The 10,591-nt window shown below is 68.3% G+C and carries 9 protein-coding genes; 4 read left to right on the forward strand and 5 right to left on the reverse strand.

Annotated elements, in window-relative coordinates:
• Positions 1-86: 86 nt before the first annotated feature.
• Positions 87-1,100, reverse strand: a complete 1,014-nt coding sequence (cydB, locus tag RWO33_RS16365) for a cytochrome d ubiquinol oxidase subunit II (protein ID WP_145478664.1) — start codon at positions 1,098-1,100, stop codon at positions 87-89.
• A gap of 1 nt (position 1,101) precedes the next feature.
• Complete coding sequence (locus RWO33_RS16370) at positions 1,102-2,499, reverse strand: cytochrome ubiquinol oxidase subunit I (protein ID WP_314106236.1); 1,398 nt, start codon at positions 2,497-2,499, stop codon at positions 1,102-1,104.
• 253 nt (positions 2,500-2,752) lie between these two features.
• Between RWO33_RS16370 and RWO33_RS16375 the strand changes: the two genes are divergently transcribed.
• Genes RWO33_RS16375 through hemF form a run of 4 tightly spaced genes read left to right on the forward strand, consistent with a single transcriptional unit; the run spans position 2,753 to position 7,116 of the window.
• Complete coding sequence (locus RWO33_RS16375) at positions 2,753-5,119, forward strand: S9 family peptidase (RefSeq protein WP_314106229.1); 2,367 nt, start codon at positions 2,753-2,755, stop codon at positions 5,117-5,119.
• Complete coding sequence (locus tag RWO33_RS16380) at positions 5,116-5,535, forward strand: NUDIX domain-containing protein (RefSeq protein WP_314106230.1); 420 nt, start codon at positions 5,116-5,118, stop codon at positions 5,533-5,535. The genes RWO33_RS16375 and RWO33_RS16380 overlap by 4 nt, the downstream gene beginning before the upstream one ends.
• Positions 5,536-5,562: 27 nt before the next feature.
• Positions 5,563-6,171 carry a hypothetical protein gene (locus RWO33_RS16385; RefSeq protein WP_314106231.1) on the forward strand — a complete coding sequence of 203 codons (609 nt, stop codon included), beginning with the start codon at positions 5,563-5,565 and terminating at the stop codon, positions 6,169-6,171.
• Between the two features lie 39 nt (positions 6,172-6,210).
• Positions 6,211-7,116, forward strand: a complete 906-nt coding sequence (hemF, locus tag RWO33_RS16390; protein ID WP_314106232.1) for an oxygen-dependent coproporphyrinogen oxidase — start codon at positions 6,211-6,213, stop codon at positions 7,114-7,116.
• On the opposite strand, the gene RWO33_RS16395 is transcribed toward hemF, so the two are convergent.
• The 3 genes from RWO33_RS16395 to polA form a co-directional block, all read right to left on the reverse strand.
• Positions 7,103-7,603, reverse strand: a complete 501-nt coding sequence (locus RWO33_RS16395; RefSeq protein WP_314106233.1) for a hypothetical protein — start codon at positions 7,601-7,603, stop codon at positions 7,103-7,105. The two genes, hemF and RWO33_RS16395, sit on opposite strands and share 14 nt — an antisense overlap.
• A 259-nt stretch (positions 7,604-7,862) precedes the next feature.
• On the reverse strand, positions 7,863-8,339 hold the full coding sequence (locus RWO33_RS16400; RefSeq protein ID WP_314106234.1) for a YetF domain-containing protein: 477 nt from the start codon (positions 8,337-8,339) through the stop codon (positions 7,863-7,865).
• Positions 8,340-8,722: 383 nt separating this feature from the next.
• On the reverse strand, positions 8,723-10,591 hold a 1,869-nt coding region (polA, locus tag RWO33_RS16405; RefSeq protein WP_314106235.1), incomplete at its 5' end, for a DNA polymerase I.

Genomic DNA, 10,591 nt, shown 5'->3' on the forward strand with positions numbered 1-10,591 from the left:
CCGTGGTGGGCGGGGGGGTGTGGCTGGCCTATAGCGATGGCCTGCCGGGGCCGGGGGGACCACGGTGGGTCCCCCCCCGGGCCCGGTCAATGGTATCCGGCGTCCGCGCGGACCTTGCCGCGGAATACGCGGTACGACCACGCCGTGTAGCCCAGGATCACCGGCAACAGCACCACCAGGCCGACCAGGCTGAAGCCCATCGACGAGGCCGGGGCGGCCGCCTGCCACAGGGTCATGCTCGGCGGCAGCAGGTACGGCCACATGCCCAGCACCAGCCCGATGAAGCCCAGCACGAACAGCGCCAGGGTGAGCAGGAACGGCGGCAGGTCGCGGCGCGGGTGCATGGCGCTGCGCCACAGCGCCACCGCCACCGCCAGGGTCAGCAGCGGCACCGGCGACAGCCACCAGAAGTTGCCATCGCTGAACCAGCGCGCCATCAGCCGCGAATCCAGGAACGGCAGCCACGCGCTGACCAGCCCCATGAACACGATCACCGCCACCACCAGCGGCCGGGTCAGGGTGCGCGCGAAGGTCTGCTCGCGGCCTTCGGTCTTCAGGATCAGCCAGGTGCTGCCGAGCAGCGCGTAGCCGAACACCACCGCCGCGCCGGTCAGCATCGAAAACGGACTGAACCAGCCGAACGCCCCGCCCACGTACTGGCCGTCCACCACCTGCAGGCCCTGCACCAGCGCGCCAAGGATCACGCCCTGGGCAAATGCGGCCAGCAGCGAGCCCAGCCCGAAGGCCACGCTCCACAGCCGCCGCGAGCGGTGCGCCTTGAAGCGGAATTCAAACGCTACCCCGCGGAACACCAGCGCCACCACCAGCAGCAGCACCGGCAGGTACAGCGCCGACAGCAGCGCGGCATAGGCCTTGGGGAAGGCCGCCATCAGCCCTGCCCCGCCCAGCACCAGCCAGGTTTCATTGCCGTCCCAGATCGGCGCGGCGGTGTTCATCATCACGTCGAGCTGTTCTTCATCCTCGGCCATCGGCGCGAGGATGCCGATGCCCAGCACGAAACCATCCAGCACCACGTACATCAGCACGCCAAAGCCGATCACCGCGAACCATGCCACCGGCAGCCAGGTCGTCATCTCCATGTCAGCGCTCCTCCAGCGGTTCGTCGGCCCCGGACAGCGGCCGCGCCGGGGTGTGGCTGCCGTCCTCGATCGGCGGCTGGTGGTCGTGCGGCTTCGGGCCGGTGCGGATGATCTTCACCAGGTACCAGATGCCCCAGCCGAACACGAATGCATAGCCGACGACGTACACGCCCAGCGACAGCGCGGTCATCCATGCGCTCTGCGGACCGACCGCATCGGCGGTGCGCAGCACCCCGTACACCACCCACGGCTGGCGGCCCATCTCGGTGACGAACCAGCCCGACAGCAGCGCGATGAAGCCGCTGGGCAGCATCCAGTTCCAGCCGCGCACCAGCCAGCGCGATTCCAGCAGGCGGCCTCGCCACCACTGGAAGGCCGAGGCCCAGGCCAGCAGCAGCATCAGCGTGCCCAGCCCGACCATGATGCGGAAGGCGTAGAACACCGGCACCACCGGCGGGCGCTCGCTGGCCGGCACCGAGGTGAGCGGGTCGAAGGTGCCATCGAACGAATGGGTCAGGATCAGGCTGCCCAGGCGCGGGATGGCGATCTCGAAATCGTTGCGCTCGGCCTTCTCGTTGGGCACCGCGAACACCACCAGCGGCACCCCTTCGCCCTCGCCTTCGGCATGCCAGTGCGCCTCCACCGCCGCGATCTTCATCGGCTGGTGCTTGAGCGTGTTCAGGCCGTGCATGTCACCGACGAAAATCTGCACCGGCACGGTGAGCGCGGCGAACGCCACCGCGGCCAGCAGCATGGTGCGCCCGGCTTCAACGTGCTTGCCCTTGCGCAGGTACCACGCGCCGACCCCGCCGATCACGAAGCAGGTGGTGATGAACGAGCCCAGCGCCATGTGCGCGAGGCGGTACGGGAAGGAGGGGTTGAACACCACCTGCCACCATTCCTGCGGCACCACGATGCCGTCGATGATGGCGTGCCCGGCCGGGGTCTGCAGCCAGCTGTTGGACGACAGGATCCAGAACGTGGACACCAGCGTGCCCAGCGCCACCATGCAGGTGGACAGGAAATGCAGGCGCGGCGAGACCTTGCCCCAGCCGAACATCATCACGCCCAGGAAGCTGGCTTCCAGGAAGAACGCGGTGAGCACTTCATAGGTGAGCAGCGGCCCGATCACGCTGCCGGCCACCTGGCTCAGCCGTGGCCAGTTGGTGCCGAACTGGAAGGCCATGACGATGCCGCTGACCACGCCCATGCCGAAGGACACCGCGAAGATCTTCTGCCAGAAGAAGTACAGCTCGCGCCAGATCGGCTTCTTCGTGCGCAGCCACTGGCCCTCCACGAAGGCGAGCCAGCTGGCCGTGCCGATGGTGAAGGCCGGAAACAGCACATGGAAACTGATGACGAACCCGAACTGGATCCGGGACAACAACAACGCGTCCACGCGACGCCTCCGCAGCATTCTCTGGAATCCGCACCAGTCTGGGCCGATTTCCGTGAAGAGGGCATGCGACCCGGTGACGCGCTGCTTCACTTTGTCGCAGCCAGGAGCCCGGCGCGGTGCGCCGTCGCACGACCAACGGTCGTGCGCTACCGGGGGACCGTTCCGGGCGGGCGCTGCCCATTACCTGTGGCCCCCTCCCGGAACGCTTGCGGCTGCTACGCTTGGCGGGTTTTCCTTTACGGTGCTGCCCGCAATGCTTAGAACGCTGCCCTTGTCCCTGCTGCTGCTTGCCGCCCTTGGTGGCGCGGCCCACGCGGCACCGACGCCGATCACCATTGAACAGGCCATGGCCGACCCGGACTGGATCGGTCCGCCGGTCGAGAGCGCCTGGTGGTCGTGGAACAGCCAGCAGGTCGAGTACCAGCTCAAGCGCACCGGCAGCCCGGTCCGCGACACCTTCCGCCAGCCGGTCACCGGCGGCGCCGCCAGCCAGGTCGCCGATGACCAGCGCGGCAGCCTGGACGTGGAAAACCCGGTCTACGACAGCGCCCGCCAACGCGCCGCGTTCGTGCGCAACGGCGACGTGTTCCTGCGCGACCTGCGCAGCGGCACCCTGACCCAGCTCACCCGCAGCACCGAGAAGGCCGGTGCGGTCGGCTTCGCCCGCGACGGCGGGGTCATCTGGCGCACCGGCCAGACCTGGTTCCACTGGACCGCCGCCGGCGGCGTGCAGCAGGTGGCCAGCCTGAAGGCCGAAAAGAACCCCGACGACGCGCCCAAGGCCGACGTGCTGCGCGACCAGCAGCTGCGGACCCTGGCCACGCTGCGCAACGACCGCGCCCAGCGCGACGCGCTCAAGCAGCAGGAAGCCAGCTGGCGCCGCGCCGACAGCACCCGTGCACCGGGCCCGGTGTACCTGGGCGCCGAGGTGGAGATCGTCGACAGCGCGCTGTCGCCGGACACCCGCAGCCTCATCGTGGTCACCAAGCCGAAGAGCTTCGACGAAGGCCGCGGCGGCAAGATGCCCAAGTACGTGACCGAATCGGGGTATGAGGAATTCGAGGACACCCGTACCCGGGTGGGCCGCAACGACCCGGAACCGAACGCGCTGTGGCTGGTCGACGCGGTCACCGGCACGGTCAAGCCGCTGTCGCTGGACAGCCTGCCGGGCATCGGTACCGACCCGCTGGCCGCGATGCGCAAGGCCGCCGGCAAGGATGCACTGAAGGGCAACCGTTCGGTGCAGGTGCTGGGCGGCCCCGGCGCGCCCGGGGTGCGCTGGAGCGCCGACGGCCAGCAGGCCGCGATCCTGCTGCGCGCCAACGACAACAAGGACCGCTGGATCGCCAGCGTCAGCCCGACCGAGGCGAAACTGCAGAACCGCCACCGCCTCACCGACGCGGCCTGGATCAACTGGAGCTTCAACGATTTCGGCTGGTCCAGCGACAACCGCACGCTGTGGCTGCTGTCGGAAGAATCGGGCTATTCGCACCTGTACACCCAGCAGGGCACGGCCAGGCCGCAGGCGATCACCAGCGGCAAATGGGAAACCTCGATGCCGGTGCCCAGCGCCGATGGCCGTGGCTTCTACGTGCTGTGCAACCAGCAGGCGCCGGGCGACTACGAGGTGTGCGCGGTGGACACCGCCTCGCGCCAGGTGCGTGAGCTGACCTCGCTCAACGGCGTGGAAGACTTCTCGCTGTCGCCGGACGGCCAGCAGCTGCTGGTGCGATACTCCGGCGCCTACCTGCCGGCGCAGCTGGCGGTGGTGCCCACTGCCGGTGGCCAGGCCAAGGTGCTGACCGATACCCGCAGCGCCGCCTTCAAGGCGCGCCAGTGGATCCAGCCCAAGCTGGTGCAGGTGCCTTCGAAGCACGGCGCGGGCGTGGTCTGGGCCAAGTACTACGGCCCGGAGAACCTGGAGCCGGGCAAGAAGTACCCGATCGCCATGTTCGTGCACGGCGCCGGTTACCTGCAGAACGTGCACCAACGCTACCCGGCCTACTTCCGCGAGCAGATGTTCCACAACCTGCTGGTGCAGCAGGGCTACGTGGTGCTGGACATGGATTACCGCGGCAGCGAAGGCTACGGCCGCGACTGGCGCACCGCGATCTACCGCAACATGGGCCACCCGGAACTGGAAGACTACAAGGACGGCCTCGAGTGGCTGGTGGCCACCCAGCAGGGTGACCGTGACCACGCCGGCATCTACGGTGGCTCCTACGGCGGCTTCATGACCTTCATGGCGCTGTTCCGTTCGCCGGGCACGTTCAAGGCCGGCGCCGCGCTGCGCCCGGTGGTGGACTGGCACCAGTACAACCACGGCTACACCGCCAACATCCTCAACACCCCGGACATCGACCCGGAGGCGTACCGCGTCTCCTCGCCGATCGAATACGCCGAGGGCCTGCAGGACCACCTGCTGATCGCGCACGGGATGATGGACGACAACGTGTTCTTCCAGGACTCGGTCAACCTCACCCAGAAGCTGATCGAGCTGCACAAGGACAACTGGAGCATCGCGCCCTACCCGCTGGAGCGCCATGGCTACGTGCGTGCCGATTCCTGGCTGGACCAGTACAAGCGCATCCTCAAGCTGTTCGAAGAGAACCTGAAGTGAGCCACGACGCGGCGACGATACGGATCGTCGCCGCGGTCATCTGCGACGCCCACCAGCGCGTGCTGGTAGTGCGCAAGCAGGGCTCGGCGGTGTTCATCCAGCCGGGCGGCAAGCCCGAGCCGGCTGAAGCCCCGCTGGCCGCGCTGGCGCGCGAGCTGGACGAAGAGCTGGGCGTGCAGCTGGACCCGGCCACGGCCGTGCCGCTGGGCGCGTTCAGCGATTGGGCCGTCCATGAACCCGGCTGCCGGGTGCAGGCCCAGGCCTGGTGGGTACAGGTGCTGGGCACGCCGCAGGCGCGCGCCGAAATCGCCGAACTGGCGTGGGTCCCGCTGCAGCCACCGCATGGCCGCCGCTTGGCACCGTTGAGCGAAGACCATATCCTGCCGGCGGCCAGGCGCGTGATCGTGCCGGGCTGACCCCACTGCTCACTGCCAGGACACCGGATGTCGTCTTCCTACCCCCCGTTGTTGCCGACTGCTGCCGCTGCCACTGCCGCCCCGATCGGCGACGCTGCGCCACGCTTCCTGGCCCCGCTGGCCAAGTCGGTACTGGTGGTGTGCATCGTCTCCGCCGTGTGCTGGGCCGGCTGCGCGGTGCTGGCCGTACTGCTGGGCAACTCGGCGTGGCTGCACGACCTGCTGCAGGGCGCCGACCTGTCGTGGATGCCGCCGTCGCTGCGCTGGTTCGGCCGGCATGCCGTGGCGGTGAACCTGTGGCTGTTCGCCCTGTGCGTGGCCGGCGCCATCGCCTGCTGGGGCCTCCTGCGCCGGCAGCGCTGGGCGCTGTGGACCTTCATCGTGCTGCTGGTGCTGACCGCGCTGCTCAACTTCGTCGGCGCCTGGGTCATCGACGACATCTTCCGCTACCTGATCGTGCACCTGCCGCAGCACGTGGGCGCCGAGGATGCCAGCCAGCTCCGCCACGACCTGCGCATCAACCGCGTGCTCTACACCGGCATCACCGTGCTGACCGCGCTGGCCTTCGCCGCCCTGCATGGCTGGCTGCTGCTGCGCGTGCTGCGCCCGGACGTGCAGCGGTGGTTCAAGCGTTGATGCCGGATCCGGCGCGGCCGCGTGCGGTACATTACCGCCATGAACGATTTCGACCGCGTCCGCGCCTACCTCATCGATCTGCAGGACCGCATCTGCACCGCCATTGAAACCGCCGATGGCCAGGCCCGCTTCGCCGAGGACGTCTGGCAGCGTGCCGAAGGCGGTGGCGGGCGCACCCGCATCCTGCGCGATGGCGCGGTGTTCGAGCAGGCCGGCATCGGCTTCTCCGACGTTTCCGGCACCCGCCTGCCGCCATCGGCCTCGGCCAACCGGCCGGAACTGGCCGGTGCCTCGTGGCGCGCCACCGGCGTGTCGCTGGTGTTCCACCCGCGCAACCCGTACCTGCCCACCACCCACGCCAACGTGCGCTACTTCAGTGCCGAGCGCGACGGTGAGCAGGTGGCCTCGTGGTTCGGTGGCGGCTTCGACCTGACCCCGTTCTATCCGTTCGATGAAGACGTGCAGCACTGGCACCAGGTCGCCCACGACCTGTGCGCGCCGTTCGGTGAAGAACGCTATGCGGCGCACAAGCGCTGGTGCGACGAATACTTCTTCCTGCGCCACCGCAATGAAACGCGCGGCGTGGGCGGGCTGTTCTTCGACGACCTGCACGGCGACTTCGAACGCGATTTCGATTACCTGCGCGCGGTCGGCGACGGCTTCCTGCAGGCCTACCTGCCAATCGTGGAGCGGCGCAAGGAGGCCGCGTACGGGGAGCGCGAGCGCGAGTTCCAGCTGTACCGCCGTGGCCGTTACGTGGAGTTCAACCTGGTCTACGACCGCGGCACCCTGTTCGGCCTGCAGAGCGGTGGCCGCAGCGAGAGCATCCTGATGAGCCTGCCCCCGCGCGTGCGCTGGGAGTATGGGTTCCAGCCGGAGCCCGTCAGCGCCGAAGCGCGGCTGGGCGATTACCTAGTGCCGCGCGACTGGCTCAGCCTGGGCTGAGCGGGTCCGCGCTGCCATCGAGCTGCGCTGCATACGCCGCCTGCGCCTTGCACGCTTTGTCCAGGTAATGGGTGTACTCCTGCCGCGCGTTGCTGATCACACTGCATTCGTCGCCATCGAACAGCCCGGCGCCGCAGTACACGCGGCCCGATGCCGCCAGCGCTTCGTGCCGTCGGATCACCTGCTGCAGGTAGTCGCGGGACGCTTCCAGCTTACCCTGGGTGCGCACCAGGTACTTCAGCTGCTTCTGCAACTCGCGGCGTTGCGTCTCCGGATGCAGCCGCCTGAAGATGCGCAGCCGCCACGAGCGCGGCCCGTTGGCCACCGCAGTGGGTAGCGCACGCGAGGGCGGCAGCCGCCTCGAGGCAGCGTCTTCGCTCATTCCCTCGGCATAGGGAGGAGGGGGATCCGCGTCCTGCCCCATCACCTGGGCGTAGGTCGGCGGCGGGGAAGACGCCCGCATCGCCTCGTGATGTGACGGGGGCATGCCGTGCAGCTGCCGGTTGGCTGCCCGGCCTTCCTCGTACACGGGGACCCACCGCCGGGGGGTGCCGACGGGCGAGGGGGAAGTGGCGGGGATATCAAACGGCATCGCGGGCATCTCCTTTGCGCGGGCCAGCCGGACGGCGGCCACTGATACCGGCGATTGCAGCAGCAGGCTTCCGGCTGCGCTTCCAGGTTTCGATCTTTGGCGGCCGAGGGTCACCGGGCGAGGTTGGACCGCCTGGGCCGGCCAACGGCCGGCGCTACCGCTTCTGCGTCACGATGGTGATGTGGCCGTTGATTTCCAGCAGCGCCATGGAGACCTCGCTGATGTGCGCGCAGCCCTGCTGGCGCATGGCCGCCTCCACGTCCGCACGGGTGACCAGTTCGCGCCGCAGCACCGAGTCCAGCAGCTTGCCGTCGCGGGCGATCAGCACCGGTTCGCCTTCCACCAGCGCTTCAATGCGGCGGCTGCGCTGGCTCAGCCAGCCCACGCCGTAGTTGAGGGAGATCAGCGTGGCGGCCAGCAACAGACCGCCGCCGAGCGAGGTGTCCTTGCCGAGCAGCGCGTTCTGCACCGCGTTGCCCAGCAGCACGATCAGCAGCACGTCGAACGGGGTGATCTGGCCCAGCGCGCGCTTGCCCGACAGGCGGACCATGCCGAGCACGACCACGTACACCACGACGGCGCGCAGGATGAATTCCCACCAGGGCATGGCCAGGTCGAACAGGTCGCTCATCGGGGGTTTCCTTGGGTACTGCTGGCAGCATGGGCGTGTGGCGTGCCAGAGGCAATCGGCATCGCTTGGGCCGGCCAACGGCCGGCGCTACCGGGCATTGCCTTTCCGGAGGCCCAAAATAAAAAGCCCCGCCGACCAGGGGGAGGTCAGCGGGGCCGGGGAACGGGCGCTTGGGGAGGAGCCCCCGTTCCGAGATCTGCTCCAGGGGATGGGAGAGATCCACAACAGGCGTTGCGCCTGTCGAGGTCTATAAAAGCACCTTGAACATTGATGATTCGTGAAGGCTGCCAATTAATACTCGGGTGAATCTTGAAACATTCATCCAAGAGTCAGTTTCTAGCCCGGGGATGGACCAATTCAGCTTTTGTAACGTGATTTGGGTCTCAATGTGCCTCATCCCAGTTATCGCCGACACCCGCGTCAACCACCAGCGGAACCCGCAATTGCGCCGAAGACGACATTAGTTCCACCACCTGCGAGCGCAAGGTTTCGAGAAACTCGCTTTCGGTTTCGAATACCAGTTCATCGTGCACCTGCAGAATCATCCGCGCCCGCCCGCCCTGGCCCTGCAGCCAGTCGTCCACCTTCACCATGGCGCGCTTGATGATGTCCGCGGCGGTGCCCTGCATGGGCGCATTGATCGCCGCACGTTCGGCACCCGCGCGCAGGCCCTGGTTGCGCGCGTGAATATCGTTCAGGTACAGCCGGCGGCCTTCCAGCGTTTCCACATAGCCCTGGTCACGCGCCTGCTGGCGCATGCGTTCCATGAAGTCGCGCACGCCGGGGTAGCGGCTGAAATACAGGGCCACGTAGTCCTGCGCCTGGCCACGGTCGATGCCCAGGTTGCGGGCCAGCCCGAACGCGCTCATGCCATACATCAGGCCGAAGTTGATCGCCTTGGCGGCGCGGCGCTCGTTCGGGGTGACCTCGTCCAGCGCGCGGCTGAACACCTCGGCGGCGGTGGCGCGGTGCACGTCCACGCCCTGCTCGAAGGCGCGCACCAGGCCCGGGTCCTCGGACAGGTGGGCCATGATCCGCAGTTCGATCTGCGAGTAATCGCAGGCCAGCAGCTTGTGCCCTGGCGGGGCCACGAAGGCGCGGCGGATGCGGCGGCCGTCCTCGGTGCGGATCGGGATGTTCTGCAGGTTCGGGTCGGAGGAGGACAGGCGACCGGTGGCCGCACCGGACTGGTGGTAGCTGGTGTGGACCCGGCCGGTGTCGGGGTTGACCATCTCGGGCAGCTTGTCGGTGTAGGTGCTGCGCAGCTTGGCCAGGCCGCGGTACTCCAGGATCACCCGCGGCAGCTCGTGCTGTTCGGCAATCGCCTCCAGCGCCTCTTCGTTGGTGCTGGGCTGGCCCTTGGGGGTCTTTACCAGCGCCGGCAGCTTCAGCTCGTCGAACAGCACCGCCTGCAGCTGCTTGGGCGAGTCCAGGCTGAAGGTGCGCCCGGCCAGCTCGGTGGCCTTCTGCTGTGCGGCCAGCATGCGCGCGCCCAGGTCCTGGCTCTGCCGGCGCAGCTCGGCGCTGTCGATATAGACGCCGTTGGCCTCGATCCGGGCCAGCACCGGCACCAGCGGCATTTCGATGCTGCGGTACACGTTGTCCAGCGACGCCGATTCCAGCAGCTGCGGATGCAGCACGCGGTGCAGGCGCAGGGTGATGTCGGCGTCCTCGGCCGCGTAGCGGCTGGCTTCGTCCAGCCCCACCTGCGAGAACGGGATCTGCTTGGCGCCCTTGCCGGCCACGTCCTCGAACTTGATCGTGGTGTAGCCGAGGTAGCGCATCGCCAGCGAATCCATGTCGTGGCGGGTGGCGGTGGAATTGAGCACGAAGCTCTCGAGCATGGTGTCGTCGTGGTAGCCCTTCACGTCCACGCCATGGCGGCGCAGCACGTGCAGGTCGTACTTGCCATGCTGGCCGAGCTTCTTCTTGTCCGGGTTCTCCAGCAGCGGGCGCAGCGCGTCCAGCACCTGCCCGCGCGGCAGCTGCGCCGGGGCGCCCGGGTAGTCATGCCCGACCGGGATGTAAGCGGCCTTGCCCGGTTCCACGGCCAGGCTGATGCCGACCAGGTTGGCGCGCATGGCATCCAGCGCGTCGGTCTCGGTGTCGAAGGCGATCAGCTCGGCCGCCTCGGCCCGGGCCACCCAGGCCTGCAGCTGCTCGGTGGTGAGCACGGTCTCGTATTCGCCCGGAGCGGACAGCGCCGCATCCAGCGCCGGGGCCGGCTCGGCGGCCGCGCCCCGGGCGTAGCC

Origin of the sequence: uncultured Stenotrophomonas sp. (assembly GCF_963519925.1) — a bacterium.
Lineage (GTDB): Bacteria > Pseudomonadota > Gammaproteobacteria > Xanthomonadales > Xanthomonadaceae > Stenotrophomonas > Stenotrophomonas maltophilia_AE.

Coding starts and splice junctions, on each gene's coding strand:
- RWO33_RS16385 (WP_314106231.1), top strand. CDS start 5,563: ATGTCGTCTTCCTACCCCCCGTTGTTGCCGACTGCTGCCGCTGCCACT.
- RWO33_RS16400 (WP_314106234.1), bottom strand. CDS start 8,339: ATGAGCGACCTGTTCGACCTGGCCATGCCCTGGTGGGAATTCATCCTG.
- RWO33_RS16395 (WP_314106233.1), bottom strand. CDS start 7,603: ATGCCCCCGTCACATCACGAGGCGATGCGGGCGTCTTCCCCGCCGCCG.
- hemF (WP_314106232.1), top strand. CDS start 6,211: ATGAACGATTTCGACCGCGTCCGCGCCTACCTCATCGATCTGCAGGAC.
- cydB (WP_145478664.1), bottom strand. CDS start 1,100: ATGGAGATGACGACCTGGCTGCCGGTGGCATGGTTCGCGGTGATCGGC.
- RWO33_RS16375 (WP_314106229.1), top strand. CDS start 2,753: ATGCTTAGAACGCTGCCCTTGTCCCTGCTGCTGCTTGCCGCCCTTGGT.